Raw genomic sequence first — 16,035 nt, 5'->3', positions numbered from 1 at the left:
TGAGATAAATGGAGCTGCTAAAAAAACCAATGCGTGCCCGTGAATTGATCGCAATGATTTTTATGTTAATTGGGATTAAAGGCGGCGATACGACTCCGTCATTATTTGCCGACGAGGCACAAAACGCTTTATGGATCGCTCCTATTGTTTCATTTGTTGTCATTCTCCCACCCTTTATCACGCTCATGTACCTTCTCAAAAAATATCAAACAAGAAATTTGGCTGAGCTTCTTCATCATCTGCTTGGAACAAAATTAGGCACCATAATAGGCATTTTTTTGTTTGTGGGTGCCTTTATATCAATGGCCGCCGATATGAGGAATATAGTGGAAGAGATAAATTATCTTTACTTTCCCAATTCCCCTACCATCATCATTTACCTCATATTCATTGTAATTTGTTTGTTTGTTGCAAACAAAGGTCTCGAATCAATCGGCAGTCTAGCTTGGGCCGTCCTGCCAGTTATTGTGCTGACCATCATTTCCGTAATGTTCGTTGATTTTCAAGCTACTGTATGGCAGCGAATATTCCCTATACTTGGCGGCGGAGCAAGTATTGTAATAAGAGATGGTTTTTCGCTATCATCCGTTTTCCTGGAGTTTTTTCTATTAACCATAGCTTATCAAGCTTTTCATGACACAAAGCAATTCCGAATCGGTATGTATACCGGCAGCATCTTATCTGTCCTGTTAATCGTCTTATTTTATATGATCTATACCATGGTGTTCGACTACAATACAGTGGATAATATCGCCTATCTATATCAAGAATCAACAGAAATCGTCCCCTTGGGTCATTTTTTCACAAATATCAGTACCTTTTTCATGGTAGGTTGGTTACTCTCCAATTTCCTGAGGTTCACTATTTTCCTATATATTATCTGCTGGTTATATGGGGCGCTTTTTCAAATCAAACGATTCGAAGGTTTACTTATGCCAATAAGCTTTCTAGCCATGATTTTATCTATGATTCCACCCAATTTTATTACGAACGAAATGATTGTCCGAAAGACAAGTTTTCATTGGATTTCACCAATTTATCTATGTTTTCCTTTCCTGCTTCTGGCTGCTTCTCTGTGGAGAGAAAGGAGGAAGCTATGAAAAAAATAATAGTTATTCTCTTTCTCATCTTCCTGCCTGCACTATTAGGTGGATGTTTTGATCAAAAAGAGTTAGAGGAGCAAGCATTCGTAGTCAGTATTGGTGTCGACAAAACTGATACAAGAGGAGTTTTTCGCTTTTCCTTTCAGATTGCAAACCCAGAGGTGGGCAGTTCTGCTACTGGTACCAGTACAAAAGAGCCCGCCCAAGCAGTGATCAGCGTCCTCGGGTCGGATTTTCTTACAGCAACAAATGCAGCTAACGCCACAGTGGCTAAAGAAATCACACTGAATCAAGCCAGAGTCGTGATTATCTCCGAGAAATTGGCGCGTTCCAAGGAATTCATTCACTTGATGCAGTCTGCTCCCAGTACAGTGGACTTGAAATTGAATGCCCAACTTGTTGTTTCAAAGGAAAATGCAGAAACATTTATTCGTAATAATAAACCCAGATTAGAATCCCGCCCCCATAAGTATTATCAATACATGTTAGACAGAGCGAAAGAGACAGGGATCATTCCTGATGCGCCACTGGTTCGTTTCTTTCAAATAACGGAAGGAGATGCAGACCTGTTCATTGCTCCCTACGCCACAACAATAAGGGATGATGAAACGGAAATTGGAGAAGAAGACCATTATAAAGCAGGAGAGATACCTGTAAAAGGGGAGAGTCAAACACAGTTCATGGGTTCAGCAGTATTCAGGGAAGGGCAGATGATAAGTACGCTCACCGGAGAAGAAAATCGCTTTTGTCTTATGTTTGACAGTACACTCGCTCAAAAGGACATTCTTATCTCCTTCAACGATCCCCTAATGAAAGAATATCAAGTTGCTGGACGCCTTGATATAAATAATGTAAAAGTCAAAGTCGATTATAAGAAAGAGAAGCAAACGACCATTAATGTATTTGTCGATTTCAATATAAATATTCATGCCATTCCTAGTACGGTGGACTATATTCAGAGTTTGGAAAAACAGAGAATACTCAAGAATTCGATTGAGAAACAAATTAAGAATCGGGGAGAGCGATTTATAAATAAAACACAGGAGAAGTTCAAAGCAGAACCTTTTTATTGGTCCCTTCATATTCGGCATAAATTTCTGGATATCAAGCAATACGAAAAAGCCGACTGGATGAACAAAATTTATCCGAACGCTCAAGTTAGGCTTCATTTTAATCTAGAAGGTCTCGAATTTGGAAAGATGCTGCGTGAAACTGACATTGAAGAGGTGCGAGATTAAATGTTCATTTTTTTCTTGATGGTCCTAACTTTGTTCATCACAGCCTATACGTCTCTATTTGCTTATTCACTCTACAAAGAAAAGAACAAACCGGGCATGACAGCGGTGATTTTACTCATACTAGCTGTTATCATCAGTCCTTTCCTCCTGTCAATGAAGTAAACACAAAAACAGTCACACCCTAAGATAGGGCGTGACTGTTTTTGTGAACGGCCCCGGCAAGATTCGAACTTGCGACACACGGTTTAGGAAACCGATGCTCTATCCCCTGAGCTACGGAGCCACGACAAATTATATTATACCTGAATCATCGAAGCTTGCAAAGTCTGTCGCTTTTTCCACTGATTTCTTCCTTCACTTTGTCGAAGCATACGCCCTTCTATGATAAAATATATTTATTTGCCATACAACGTTTTGAGTTTGGAGGATACAGCATGCACGAGCTGCCATTTATTGCAGTGGAAGGACCAATCGGTGTCGGAAAGACATCATTGGCTAAAAGAATCGCAGATCATTTTCAGTATGAACTGCTGAAGGAAATCGTGGAAGAAAATCCGTTTCTCGGTAAGTTCTACGAGAACATCGAAGAATGGAGCTTTCAGCTGGAAATGTTCTTTTTGACAAATCGATACAAACAGCTGAATGACATTCGCAAGGACTATCTTTCCCAGAATCAGCCGGTGGTTGCAGACTATCATATTGCTAAAAATATGATCTTTGCCCAGCGTACACTCGCTGCATCGGAGTTTGATAAATACAGCAAGATTTTCTCTATTTTAACAGAAGATATCGCATTGCCTAACATGGTTATTTACTTGGATGGCAGTCTGGAGACGCTGCTGGCACGGATTGAAAAGCGTGCAAGGGAAGCAGAACAAAATATCCAGCCGGATTACCTGAAGCAATTAGCTTCTGATTACCGGGCATTCATGGATCGATTCGAAAAAGAGAATCCGCATATACCTGTACTTCGTTTAAATGGGGATAAATTGGATTTCGTGAAGAATGAACAGGATTGGAAGTATATCTGTGACAGGATCTCCTCTCACTTGGATAAAGGAGTAGCATCATCATGAACCTTAGAGAGAAATACAATATTCCCGCTGACAGTGTCATCACTATTGCAGGTACAGTCGGTGTCGGAAAATCGACAATGACACAAGCTTTGGCCGAGGCACTGGACTTCCGTACAAGTTTCGAGAAAGTGGACGGTAATCCTTATTTGGATAAATATTACGCGGATTTTGAACGCTGGAGCTTCCATCTCCAAGTTTATTTCTTAGCGGAGCGCTTCAAAGAACAAAAAAGAATCTTCGAATATGGCGGCGGGTTCATCCAAGACCGTTCCATCTATGAAGATACTGGCATCTTTGCACGGATGGCGCATGAAGAAGGTAATATGTCCAAGGTAGACTATGAAACATACCGTTCCCTCTTTGATGCCATGGTCATGACGCCATACTTTCCGCATCCCGACCTACTGATCTACTTGGAAGGGTCCTTCGATCATATCATCAGCAGGATTAAGCAGCGAGGCCGGGAAATGGAACAGCAAACACCAATAAGCTATTGGGAAGAGATGTTCAGCCGCTATGAAAAATGGATAAATGATTTCAATGCTTGTCCGGTACTGCGAGTCAATATAGCAGACTATGATCTCTTTAATCCGAATACATCCATCGAACCGATTTTAGAAAAGGTCGGCCATTTCATTCAGCACTCTCGCAAATGGACATCACGCCAGCCTTCGAAATAAAGAATCCGCCAGCAATGGCGGTTTTTTTCATTTTGTAAAAGCTTGTCCCATTTCCTTGGAACGGGTAGCTGCAGCGTGGACACAAGCTTGAACTGCAGCCTTCACACCTTGCTCCTCCAATACACCAATCCCCGCTGCTGTCGTACCGCCTGCACTGGTGATATTCGCACGCAGCTGAGCTGGCGTGAGATCGGATTGCTCGAGCATCTTCGCCACCCCTTTAAATGTCTGGATCAGCAGCTGTTTGCCAATGAACGCATCCAAGCCGACCTGGATACTTGCTTCCTCTAAAGCCTCCATCATGTAATACAGATACGCTGGACCACTGCCGGAGATGGCTGTGACCGCATCCATCGCCTCTTCCTCTACCTGTACCGCTGTCCCAACAGTTTCGAACAGACTGCTTACTAACCGCATCTCATAGCTGCCTGCTGCAACTCCTGCAGCTACAGCCGTTGCAGCCTCCAAAATCGTAGCAGACGTGTTTGGCATCACCCGAACTACAGGCTGCCCTTCTGGCAGGTACTTTTCCAGAAACGAGGTGTGAATCCCAGCCAGTACGGATACGACAATTTGTCCCGGCTTAAGCTTCGCTTCTTTCAAGTACAGCATTGCAGCTTCCGCATCTTTTGGCTTCATTGATAAGATAATGACCGCTGCATCTCTCAGGAGTTCTGTACGACTCCTTGTAATTGACACTCCATATTCACTATGCAATTCCTGTAATCGAGCCTCATTAGCGTGATTTGTCAGCCAGATGGCTTCTGCCGGCAGCTGCTCCGCTGCGATTAATCCTTTAACGAGCGCTTCTGCCATTGCACCAGCGCCTATAAATGCAATTTTCTTCATAAGTGCCTCCGTTCCACGTGAAACAAGTTTGGTGTATTATCTGACGCTTCCGTATATAAAGTCAATATATAAAAAAAACCGTTACGAGTAACGTAACGATTTTATATCTCCAATTTTATGCGTTAATAAAAAATGGCGGAGGAAGAGGGATTCGAACCCCCGCGAGCCGTTAAGCCCCTGTCGGTTTTCAAGACCGATCCCTTCAGCCAAACTTGGGTATTCCTCCGTAAGACAAAGAATAATATACCATATTGGAAAGCTGTATGTCAATAAAATATGAAAAATGGCGGAGGAGGGGGGATTTGAACCCCCGCGGGCCTTAAACAGGCCCCTGTCGGTTTTCGAGACCGATCCCTTCAGCCGGACTTGGGTACCCCTCCATGCTTTTGTCTCCAAAAGCTATCTCACCATATTTTCATCATTCCTGTCAAGGTCTGCGCTTAACGGATTTCCGACTTGCCACCCATATAAGGTACCAAAACTTCCGGAACTTTCACGGAACCATCTGCTTGCTGGTAGTTTTCCAAAACGGCAGCCACCGTCCGCCCCAGTGCCAAACCAGAACCATTCAACGTGTGGACAAATTCCGGCTTGCTCTTATCGTCACGCTTGAAACGGATACCTGCACGACGTGCTTGGAAGTCCTCAAAATTCGATACAGAAGAAATTTCGCGATACGTATCGCTGCTCGGCAGCCAAACTTCAAGGTCGTATTTCTTCGCTGCCGTGAAGCCAAGATCACCTGTACACATGCTCATGACACGGTATGGAAGCCCTAGCAGCTGCAATACTTTCTCAGCATGACCTGTTATCTCTTCCAGTACTTCATAAGAATTCTCCGGTTTCACAAACTGTACCAGCTCCACTTTATTGAACTGATGCTGACGGATCAAACCGCGGGTGTCACGGCCGGCAGAACCTGCTTCAGAACGGAAGGACGCACTGAATGCAGCAAATTTCTGCGGCAGCTGATCACCTTTGAGGATCTCTTCACGGTAGTAGTTTGTAACCGGAACTTCCGCTGTCGGTACAAGGAAGTAATCCCAGCCATCCAGCTTGAAGGCATCCTCTTCGAATTTTGGCAACTGTCCGGTACCAGTCATGCTCGTTCTGTTCACCATATATGGTGGCAGCATCTCTTGATAACCATGCTCATCGGCATGTAGATCCATCATGAAGTTGATCAAAGCACGCTCCAGACGGGCTCCTAAACCTTTATAGAACACAAAACGGCTTCCCGTCACTTTTGCAGCGCGTTCAAAATCAAGGATCTCCAAATCAGCAGCAAGATCCCAATGCGCCTTTTCTTCGAAGTCTTTCTGCTGCACTTCTCCCCATTTGCGCGCTTCCACATTATCATCCTCAGATTCGCCCACAGGGACGCTCTCATGCGGAATATTCGGGATGGAGAGCAATAGTATTTCAAGCTCGCTTTCGACGTCTCTCAGCTCCTCATCGTATGCTTTTATTTGATCGCCTACTTCACGCATTTCTTTGATTTGGGCCTCTGCATCCTGCTTCTCTTTTTTAAGGACCGCAATCTGTTTCGATACCTCATTGCGTTTCGCTTTCAGTTCTTCCGTTTCATTGATAAGCTTACGGCGACGTTCATCCAAATCCCCAAATTTATCAAGGTCAGTCAAATCTTCACCGCGATTTGTGAGTTTCAGTTTTACTTCATCAAAGTTTGAACGAAGATATTTCATATCCAGCATTTATGCTTCCTCCTTTATTCTTGAACAAAAAAACATCTCATCCCTATAGAAAAGGGACGAGATGTTTCACCCGCGATACCACCCTGTTTGAAGACAATGAAGTCTTCCGGCTCGGCAAGATAACGGTTTATACCGGGTATGTCTCCATACCATTCCAGGATGGATTCACTCACAGCTCTGCATCGATTTCCACCAGCCATCGACTCTCTATAAGCATGCTGCCAGCTACTAGTTCCTATCATCACGTTGTTGTTATTCTTCCTACAGAATAGCTAATTCCAGTTAATTATGCAAGTATGATATGCAATTCCAGCTTTAGGCTTTACTTTTCAGCATGAAAATATGCAAAAAAGCAGAAAAGACCGTGGTCTTTTCCGCTTTTCGTTGATGTCCAGCTGCAGAAACCAGAAACTCCGCCATAAGCGATAAGTCCCTGCTGAAGGAAGAACACCTTCCTCCGGGCCTTCTCACTTATTTCTCCGTTTCTAAACGGTTTCTTCCGCTTTTCTTTTTGTCTAGCTGCGAAAGCCAGGAACTAGAAGATAAGCAAGGAATCCCTGCGTGGGAAAGACACCACTCCAGGCTCCCTTGCTTATCCTTACGTTCCTAAACGGCTTTCTCCGCTTTTCGTATTGTCTAGTTCCAAAGAACAGAAACTGCGGTATAGGCGATAAATCCCTGCTTGAGGAAAAGCACCTCATTCCGGGCTCTCTCTCCTATCCCTCCGTTTCTAAGCGTTCTTTTCCGCTTTTCGTATTAAAACCAGCCTTTGACTGTATCAGCGACGCTGGTGAAGATGCCGGCGAAGAAGTCACCGATTGCTCCTAAGGAGAGCATGAACCAGTTGGATTTCTCTACATCCTCGGATGCTACGACATCAACTGTGTAGGAGCCGCCATTGATATTGCCTTGGTCATCTCCATCATAAACAAGTGTTGCTGTTCCGACTTTATCGCCCTTTTTCACTGGAGCAACCAATTCACCGTCGGCATTCAGCTTGTCCTTGTCGACTTTGTATTCCAAGTGGTATTTATCTTCTTCACCGTTCTTTACAGAAGTAGCGACAGCATCTTTTGTCGAGATAGCTACACTATCTTCTTTTCCTTTTGCTACTGGGACAGAAGCATGTTCCTTGATTTCGGAACCTGCTTTGTAAAGTTCCGTCTGCTCGAACTGGTTGAAGCCGTAATCAAGCAATTTAGCTGTTTCCTGGAAGCGTGCTTCTTCACTTGCTGTCTTCATGACAACTGTTATATAACGCTGTCCATCTCTTTCCGCTGTCCCTGTGAAGCAGTATCCTGCTACGTCTGTATGACCGGTTTTCAAACCGTCCATGCCTTCATAGCCGTATGCTTTCAAATAGCCAGGCATGTCTGGGAGCATCCAGTTCCAGTTCGTGATTTTCTTACCGTCAAAATCAGTCTGTGTCACGCTGGAGACTTCAAGCGCTTCTGGATGATCCTTGATCAAGTTGTATGCCAGGATACCGGTCGATTTTGCTGTCATCAGGTTTTCATCATTGGCATTTGTACCTTTTGGACGGTCATCGCCTAAGTCTGAGTTGGAAAGACCGGAAGAGTTGACGAATTTATAATCCTTCATGCCGATTTCTTCCGCTTTTTCATTCATCTTCTTGACGAATTCTGTCTCACTGCCGGCAACAAGTTCAGCCAAAACGATTGTAGCGGCGTTATCGGAGTAAATTGCCATCGCGTTGTACAAATCACGAACTGTGTAATCTTTATCCTGTGTAAGTCCTGTACCAGAGAAGTCTGTATTCGAGGAAATGCTGTACGGATAATCGCTTACTTGCGTTGTCGTATCCCAGGAAATATCTCCTGCTTCGATAGCGTCAAGGATAAGATATTCCGACATCATCTTCGTCATGCTTGCTGGAGGTAAAGTGAGATCTGCCTGCTTCGCATATAATATTTCACCAGAGTTGGCGTCTATTAGAATTGCGGATTCCGCTTCAATATCCAAGCCTTCCGCAGCTTGTGTGTCTAGTGGCTTTGCTAGAAAAGTGTTAAACGTAATCAGCATCGCGAGCAAACCGATCATCGATGCTTTCAAAAGATGTTTCAAAGTCTTCCTACCTCCACAAAAAATAGAATCGATACTGTGCATCCCCGCTATTTTACCATAGACGATAGGCAGAGGGGAACGTACTTTATACCGATTCTACATTTTGTTCACAGCTCTGGAATACACCAGTCAATTGGCTTCAATCCATTATTTTCTAGTATTTCATTTGTCTTGGAAAATGGCTTGCTTCCGAAGAAACCACGCCTTGCCGATAACGGACTTGGATGGACAGAAGTAAGCGTATAGTGTTTCGCTGTATCAATCAGCTTTTGTTTCTCCTGAGCATGTTTGCCCCAAAGAATGAACACAACGGGATCCTGCTTCTCATTCAATGATGCAATGACCCTGTCCGTGAAGCGCTCCCAGCCTTTGCCACGGTGCGATGCTGCTTGGTGAGCTTCTACTGTCAAAGCCGTATTCAAAAGGAGCACACCTTGTTCAGCCCAACGCTTCAGATAACCATGTGTCGGAATCGGACAGCCAATATCATCTGCAAGCTCTTTGTAGATATTGATCAGTGATCTCGGGATAGCTACCTCAGGCTGCACGGAAAAACTAAGACCATGTGCCTGATTTGGTCCATGATAAGGATCCTGTCCTAAGATGACTACTTTTGTATCGGCAAACGATGTTACTCGCAGTGCTTCATAAATATGCTGCATATCCGGATAGATTGTCCGCTCTTGATATGCCTCCTTCAAAAAACTTCGCAGTTCCTTGTAATAATCTTTTTCAAATTCATCCTGCAGAATATCCTGCCAGTCATTCTCAATAATTTGTTTCGTCATTGCCTTCCACCTCCTGGACATTGTATCAGACCTATACCCGAATTCAACCATAGGAAAAGCCACCTCCCCTTAGGAAGATGGCTTTTTAACAGGTACATTCCATTCGGAACGTTTCACGAAGTATTGGATAGCAATCAGTGCTGCAAAGATGATAATACCAGTTATACCGGACCAAACTTCCGGATAAATGAGCACTAGTCCTCCTGCTACAGCCAGCAAGCGCTCCACAATATACAGCTTGCGGTACCAGTAGCCGATGATTCCTGCTCCGATACTGATCATGCCGAGAAAGGCTGTGATGAATATCCAAACGACATGCAGATAGTTGCCATCTATGTCATAAAGCAAGAGCCTTGGTTCCAGCACGAACATGTATGGAATGATAAACGCCGCAATTGCTAGTTTGGCTGCATTCACACCCGTAGCAATCGGCCGTCCGCCAGACATACCTGCTGCTGCAAAAGCTGCAAGGGCCACAGGCGGTGTAATATCTGCCATGATTCCGAAATAAAAGACAAACATATGCGCAGATAGATCATTTACACCAAGCAGAATAATTGCTGGTGCTGCAATAGTTGATGTGATGATGTAGTTGGCAGTCGTCGGTGCTCCCATTCCGAGAATCAAGGAAGCTATCATTGTGAAGAACAATGTAAGCAGCAGTTTTTCATTCGCCAAATCGACGAGACTGTTCGCCAAGCTCAGTCCAAGCCCTGTTTTCGTCACAACCGCTACGATGATACCGGCTGCAGCAGTTGCAGCAATAACACTAAGGGCTGTACGTGCTCCTTCCACCAATGCCTGAATTGTATCAATGAAGTTCTCATCAAAGAAATAACTTACGATCACGGTAACAAGTGCTGCGACAATCAAAGCTGTCTCAATTGAAATTCCGCTTGTAACAGCTCCGTATATGATATATGCGACAAACGCAGCTGCAAAAACAATTGGATAAAGATGACGATACCGTTCCTTACGCAGAAGTCCGACCAAAATACACGTGATAATACCATAGATGGCTGCACGCATGATACTTAGTCCGGAACTCAAATAAAATACCATTGCCAGGATCGGAAGCAGCAGATACAAATTCTGAAGAACTTCCTTCTTATTTGGCATTTCTTCCTTCTGCAAACCTCGCAGTCCGGTCCGCTTAGCCTGGAAATGGGTCATAATCCAAATACCGGAGAAATAAAGAATAGCCGGAATGATAGCTGCTTTTGCAATCGTCCAATAGCTGACCCCGATGAACTCGACCATCAAGAAGGCAGCTGCTCCCATAATCGGAGGCATGATCTGACCTCCAGTAGAGGAGGATGCTTCTACTGCACCAGCAAAATTTTTCGAATATCCCAGACGTTTCATCATTGGGATTGTAAAGGAACCGGATGTTACCACATTGGCCACCGAACTCCCGCTCACTGTTCCCTGCAAGGCACTGGAGAAGATTGCTACCTTAGCTGGTCCGCCAATTCTTCTTCCGGCAACGACCAAGGCCAAATCATTAAAGTACTGGCCGACACCTGTTTTGACGAGGAAAGCCCCGAAAAGCAGAAACAGGAAAATATAGGTTGCAGATACACCAATAGGAGTACCTAATATTCCTTGTGTCGTAAAGAACAATGACTGGACAAGTGTATCGACGTTGACCCCTGGATGAATGAGGAATCCTGGCATTTGTCTGCCCCAATAGGCATAGGCCAGGAACGCGACAGCGATAATGACAATCGGCAGACCTACAGTCCGACGAGTTGCTTCAAGCACCAAAATTATAGCAATTGAGCCGACAATGAAGTCTAATGTGGTAATTTGTCCAGCTTGCGCAATGATATCATTGTACATAACCGGCCAATAAGCACCGACAACAAATCCGAGAATAGCTAGTATGTAATCATACCAAGCAATCCTTGTCCTGCTGCTCTTTTTAGAAGCAGGAAAGAGAAGGAATATCAAAACGAGCCCGAATCCTAAGTGAATGGAACGATGAATCTGTGTCGGGATATTCCCGTAAGTTGCCGTATATAGCTGATAAATCGAGAAAGCTAGTAAACCATAAAAAACGATAATACTCATGATTCCAGCCAGTCGCCGGAAATTCGATTCAGAATCGTATTTCTCAATCAGCTGCTGCTGTTGTTCTTCCGTCAGCCTCTCTGCTTGGGCTAGCTTGTCACTCATGTAATTTTTCTCCTTTCCAAAGCGTCCAGTGATTCATATGACGGCTTACGATTGCAATGGTCTCACCTGGACCGATGTTATCCTGTAAGCTATATGCTGTGTCCTTATAGATAATTTGATGATTGGCTCTCACAGCTCCAATCGTAAGATATAGCTTGTCTGTTGAACCTTGGAGATCGGATAATATGTATTTTCCATCTTCCATTGTGAATGTTTGACCTGCTTCTGCATTTGCTGGCATCCCTACTGCTGTATCCTCATAAATCAATCGACTTGGAAATAAGCGATCATCCTGAATCATGTACTCTTCGTATACATCCGATAAGTGGATGGAGTGGGTATACTTGATTTGAAAATAATCTCCATCCGCTACAGGCAAATAGCTTAGCAGTTTCCCATTATCGGGATCTTCGAAAGCAAGGATTTGTTGAGATGGGTAGCCAGCATACCAAAGGAGCAAAGCCATAACCGTTGCAGCCAGCAGCCATCGTTTCTTCTTTGGCATACGGAACCGATTCATATCCTAACATCCTTTCAATCCCAAAAAATCGCCGGTAACCGAGGGATACCGGCGATGCTCACTTGCAGCTTTTTATTGTGGTACTTCTACGCCTGCTTCTTCAAAGTAACGTAGTGCACCTGGATGGAAATCGATGCTTACACCCTCAACAGCACTCTCTGGCTTGATGAATTCAGCTTTCTGATGACCGATTTCATCTGTGTGCTCATAGATTGCTTTGGTGATGTTATATACAAGATCTTCATCCATGCCCTCTGTCGTCGCCAGCATTGCATTTACAGATACTGTCTCAACAGACTCCTCTAAGCTGTATGTTCCTTCTTCAATTGTGTAAGGAGCATAATAAGGCTTTTCTTCAATTAACTGATCCACCTTATCTTCTTCCAAGCCGACAATCGTGATTGGTGTTGTAGCAGAAAGACTTTCTACTGCTCCTGTAGGTGTACCAGCTGTAATGAATGCAGCATCAATCGTTCCATCCTGCATACCAGTCGTGGATTCACCGAAATCAAGATTCTGCACCTCGATATCATCCACTGTCATACCATATATACCAAGGATGTCTTCTGCACTTGCATTTGTACCGGAACCAGGCGCACCAATCGATACCGTTTTTCCTTTCAAATCTTCTACCGTTTGGATACCGCTGGTCTCTGTCGCTACGATTTGGATCGTTTCTGGGTACAAGGAACCGATAGCCTGGATGTTATCGATTGCCTCACCATCAAACATCAGTGTCCCTTCTGAAGCATAAGCAGCAATATCTGTCTGGGTAAAGGCAATGATATCATCATTGCCCTCACTCATCGTATTCATATTCTCCACCGAAGCACCTGTGGATGTTGCACGTGCTTCTACATTGTCCACGTTTGAATTAATAATTTCAGCCAAGCTTCCACCAAGCGGATAGTATGTACCTTCCGTTCCGCCTGTCAGCAAATCGATGAATTGCGGACCACCATCAGAAGAGGAGCTGTCACTCGTCCCTCCACCACAGGCTGCCAGAATCACCGTAAGTGCTGCTATCATACTGAGTACGATAAATGATTTCTTTTTTCTTCTCATGTATGCTTCCCCCCTATAATTTTATAGATATAATTCTTTATAAATGTAGCAAACCCTTCCCGTTATTTCAATTTTATTTTTATTGATAATTATCAGTCATTTTAGTATAGTGAATGCTACATAAAGAAAAACGACGTGCTTAAGCACGTCGTTCAGGATAATTAGTTAATAGAATAGTTCGGTGCTTCTTTTGTAATTTGGATATCATGCGGGTGGCTTTCGCGCAATCCTGCACCAGACATACGGATGAACTGTGCATTCTCACGGAAGTATACAAGGTCAGGGGCTCCACAGTAGCCCATGCTCGCACGCAAACCGCCAAGCAGCTGATGGACTGTATCAGAAAGGGAGCCTTTGTATGCGACACGTCCTTCGATGCCTTCTGGTACCAATTTTTTCGCTTCTTCTGTTTCACCTTGGAAGTAGCGGTCTTTGGAGCCGGACTTCATGGCACCGACAGAACCCATTCCGCGGTACACTTTATATTGACGGCCTTGGAAGATTTCCGTTTCCCCTGGGCTTTCCGTCGTGCCTGCAAACATACTTCCGAGCATGACAGCATGTCCGCCTGCAGCAATCGCTTTGGCAATATCGCCAGAGTACTTGATTCCGCCATCAGCAATGATGGAGACACCATGCTTGTCAGCTTCAACTGCACAATCATTAACAGCAGTGATTTGCGGTACACCGACACCAGCTACGACACGCGTTGTACAGATGGATCCTGGTCCGATACCGACTTTGACTACATCGGCCCCAGCCTCGATCAAAGCACGAGTACCTTCCGCAGTTGCTACATTACCTGCGATTAAATCAACCTCTGGGAATTTCTCCTTGATTGCTTTCACCTGCTCCAAAACGCCTTTGGAATGACCATGAGCAGTATCCACAACAAGTACGTCAACGCCAGCTTCGACCAATTTGCTGATACGCGTCATTGCGTCACCAGTAACCCCCACAGCAGCCCCGACTAATAGGCGGCCATGTTTATCTTTGGCAGAATTAGGGAATTCAATCACTTTCTCGATATCTTTAATCGTGATCAGACCCTTCAGTACACCATTTCCATCGACAAGCGGAAGCTTTTCGATTTTATGCTTTTGAAGGATCTTCTCAGCTTCATCCAACGTAGTGCCAACAGGTGCTGTCACCAAGTCTTCCTTCGTCATGACATCGGAGATCGCGATGGAGTAATCCTGTACGAAACGAAGATCGCGATTTGTCAGGATACCGATCAGCTTCTGCTCTTCTCTGTTGTTCACGATTGGCACTCCTGAAATGCGGAATTTGCCCATCAAATGTTCTGCATCGAATACTTGGTTTTCCGGGCATAAGAAGAATGGGTCCGTGATAACGCCACTTTCCGAACGTTTGACGCGATCCACCTGCTCAGCTTGCTCTTCGATGGACATGTTTTTGTGGATGATACCAAGACCACCCTGTCTAGCCATGGCAATCGCCATGCTTGCCTCTGTTACAGTGTCCATTCCAGCACTGATCAATGGGATGTTCAAAGTGATATTTTTCGTCAATTTTGTTTGGAACTTCACATCACGTGGCAGCACTTCTGATTTTGCCGGTACAAGCAAGACATCATCAAAAGTCAAACCCTCTTTTGTAAACTTATCTTCCCGCATGTGTATCCTCCTTTTATCATGAAATGTTTATATATGGTTAAAATACTGCTATTAAAACCTATTTCTACTTACAATACGCCAAGATGCGTGGTTTTTCAACTATATGAGCACGTAAAAATCACTGGAGGATTCTGTATGCATGATGAAAACGTATCCACCTTCTTTTCTTATCTCGAAGCAGAAGATGCAGCCCTTTCCTTTTTGCAAAACAGCTACCAATATCTTGATATTCCAGGCGCAGAAACACGGAGCTATCAGAATATATCCGCTTTCCTAGCCTATCTGGAACACGGCAAGTCCTATTATTCCTATGGAAAAAAAGCCCCGTTATTGATGAAACCTGTCTTATTATTTTACGGAATGACTCATTTTATGAAAGCAAGTTTGCTCCTGACGCGCCCTGCTTATCCTGAGTCCACAGCAGATTTGGCGCATGGACTCTCCACCAGAAAACGAAAGAAACGTGACTATCAGTTCAGCTTGGATGAGGTTATGCTGCAGCAGCGTGGCTTATTCCCATACTTCTCCCGCTATGTGTGCAGACGGGCGTTCCCCACTGTCAAAAAGGTATCCATGGGAGATATGCTACGGCTCATTCCTGAACTGCAGGATCTTCTAACATTGCAACAGGAAAAACAGAGCTTGATCGAAGTAAGCAGGGAGAAAGATACTATCCTGCTGCCGGATCTCTTACTCGACGAATTCCAATATACAAGACGTCGCTTTTTGGAGTACCTGCAATCTTACTCCTACCAAGTAACAGGTCAATCCCAGCTTGCCATTCAGCTGCCAGATACCCTCTGGCAAACAGCTGGTCCGCTTTTTTTCAATCCGATAAGCCAGCAATACTATTTTGTGCAGCAAAGCCATTGGAGCGGCTTTCATGAGTGTATGGCTCATTATGCACTTTCTTACAATTTAAGCATGATATGCCGCTATGAGGCGGAATGGTGGACGGATCTGTTGCATATCAATCGGCGGAATGAGTATCCGCTCATTATGCGTTTTCTGGAAGTCACTGCAGATAAATTCCCTACATTGATAGGATCGTATATGTTCAAACATTTTCAGGATATAAAAAAGGCACGCTAGTCAGCGTGC

General features: G+C 44.3%; 14 protein-coding genes, 3 tRNA genes and 1 other annotated feature. Of the genes, 6 read left to right on the top strand and 11 right to left on the bottom strand.

The window, feature by feature from the left end:
• Positions 1 to 8: 8 nt before the first annotated feature.
• From BLQ53_RS06045 to BLQ53_RS18895, 3 genes are read left to right on the top strand one after another with little or no spacing between them, the layout of a single operon-like run.
• Entirely contained in the window at positions 9 to 1,100 is a 1,092-nt protein-coding gene (locus tag BLQ53_RS06045; RefSeq protein WP_093726364.1) for a GerAB/ArcD/ProY family transporter, read from the top strand.
• Positions 1,097 to 2,341 (top strand): Ger(x)C family spore germination protein, encoded by a 1,245-nt coding sequence (locus BLQ53_RS06040; RefSeq protein WP_093726363.1) that lies wholly within the window; start codon positions 1,097 to 1,099, stop codon positions 2,339 to 2,341. The genes BLQ53_RS06045 and BLQ53_RS06040 overlap by 4 nt, the downstream gene beginning before the upstream one ends.
• Positions 2,342 to 2,503 (top strand): hypothetical protein, encoded by a 162-nt coding sequence (locus tag BLQ53_RS18895; protein WP_170829593.1) that lies wholly within the window; start codon positions 2,342 to 2,344, stop codon positions 2,501 to 2,503.
• A 48-nt stretch (positions 2,504 to 2,551) separates the two neighbouring features.
• On the opposite strand, the gene BLQ53_RS06035 is transcribed toward BLQ53_RS18895, so the two are convergent.
• Positions 2,552 to 2,624, bottom strand: a tRNA-Arg gene (locus BLQ53_RS06035).
• A gap of 151 nt (positions 2,625 to 2,775) precedes the next feature.
• On the opposite strand from BLQ53_RS06035, the gene BLQ53_RS06030 reads away from it, so the two are divergent.
• Together BLQ53_RS06030 and BLQ53_RS06025 are read left to right on the top strand one after the other, a co-directional pair.
• Positions 2,776 to 3,417 (top strand): deoxynucleoside kinase, encoded by a 642-nt coding sequence (locus BLQ53_RS06030; RefSeq protein ID WP_093726362.1) that lies wholly within the window; start codon positions 2,776 to 2,778, stop codon positions 3,415 to 3,417.
• Positions 3,414 to 4,097 (top strand): deoxynucleoside kinase, encoded by a 684-nt coding sequence (locus tag BLQ53_RS06025; protein WP_093726361.1) that lies wholly within the window; start codon positions 3,414 to 3,416, stop codon positions 4,095 to 4,097. The genes BLQ53_RS06030 and BLQ53_RS06025 overlap by 4 nt, the downstream gene beginning before the upstream one ends.
• 27 nt (positions 4,098 to 4,124) lie before the next feature.
• Here BLQ53_RS06025 and proC read toward each other — a convergent pair whose 3' ends face one another.
• The 10 genes from proC to guaB form a co-directional block, all read right to left on the bottom strand.
• On the bottom strand, positions 4,125 to 4,946 hold the full coding sequence (proC, locus tag BLQ53_RS06020) for a pyrroline-5-carboxylate reductase (RefSeq protein ID WP_093726360.1): 822 nt from the start codon (positions 4,944 to 4,946) through the stop codon (positions 4,125 to 4,127).
• Between the two features lie 133 nt (positions 4,947 to 5,079).
• Positions 5,080 to 5,172: transfer RNA gene (locus BLQ53_RS06015), tRNA-Ser, on the bottom strand.
• 58 nt (positions 5,173 to 5,230) lie between these two features.
• Positions 5,231 to 5,326, bottom strand: a tRNA-Ser gene (locus BLQ53_RS06010).
• Positions 5,327 to 5,386: 60 nt separating this feature from the next.
• Complete coding sequence (gene serS, locus BLQ53_RS06005) at positions 5,387 to 6,661, bottom strand: serine--tRNA ligase (RefSeq protein ID WP_093726359.1); 1,275 nt, start codon at positions 6,659 to 6,661, stop codon at positions 5,387 to 5,389.
• 49 nt (positions 6,662 to 6,710) lie between these two features.
• Positions 6,711 to 6,912, bottom strand: a binding site (T-box leader).
• A 505-nt stretch (positions 6,913 to 7,417) separates the two neighbouring features.
• Positions 7,418 to 8,746 (bottom strand): serine hydrolase, encoded by a 1,329-nt coding sequence (locus tag BLQ53_RS05995; RefSeq protein ID WP_244499267.1) that lies wholly within the window; start codon positions 8,744 to 8,746, stop codon positions 7,418 to 7,420.
• 107 nt (positions 8,747 to 8,853) lie between these two features.
• Positions 8,854 to 9,534: a uracil-DNA glycosylase gene (locus BLQ53_RS05990; RefSeq protein ID WP_093726357.1), complete on the bottom strand. Its 681-nt coding sequence runs from the start codon at positions 9,532 to 9,534 to the stop codon at positions 8,854 to 8,856.
• Between the two features lie 69 nt (positions 9,535 to 9,603).
• Entirely contained in the window at positions 9,604 to 11,712 is a 2,109-nt protein-coding gene (locus tag BLQ53_RS05985; RefSeq protein WP_093726356.1) for a TRAP transporter permease, read from the bottom strand.
• Positions 11,705 to 12,232 (bottom strand): DUF1850 domain-containing protein, encoded by a 528-nt coding sequence (locus BLQ53_RS05980; protein ID WP_093726355.1) that lies wholly within the window; start codon positions 12,230 to 12,232, stop codon positions 11,705 to 11,707. The genes BLQ53_RS05985 and BLQ53_RS05980 overlap by 8 nt, the downstream gene beginning before the upstream one ends.
• Positions 12,233 to 12,304: 72 nt before the next feature.
• A complete protein-coding gene (locus tag BLQ53_RS05975; RefSeq protein WP_093726354.1) occupies positions 12,305 to 13,297 on the bottom strand; it encodes a TAXI family TRAP transporter solute-binding subunit in 993 nt (330 codons plus the stop codon).
• Between the two features lie 161 nt (positions 13,298 to 13,458).
• On the bottom strand, positions 13,459 to 14,934 hold the full coding sequence (guaB, locus tag BLQ53_RS05970; protein ID WP_093726353.1) for an IMP dehydrogenase: 1,476 nt from the start codon (positions 14,932 to 14,934) through the stop codon (positions 13,459 to 13,461).
• Between the two features lie 135 nt (positions 14,935 to 15,069).
• Between guaB and BLQ53_RS05965 the strand changes: the two genes are divergently transcribed.
• The gene (locus BLQ53_RS05965) at positions 15,070 to 16,026 is read left to right on the top strand and encodes a YaaC family protein (RefSeq protein ID WP_170829592.1); all 957 of its coding nucleotides are present in this window, start codon (positions 15,070 to 15,072) and stop codon (positions 16,024 to 16,026) included.
• Positions 16,027 to 16,035: the final 9 nt, after the last annotated feature.

Source organism: Terribacillus halophilus, assembly GCF_900101385.1.
Taxonomy (GTDB): Bacteria; Bacillota; Bacilli; order Bacillales; family Amphibacillaceae; genus Terribacillus; species Terribacillus halophilus.
The sequence above is the reverse complement of the archived record's forward strand: the minus strand, read 5'-3'. Positions and strand labels throughout refer to the sequence as shown.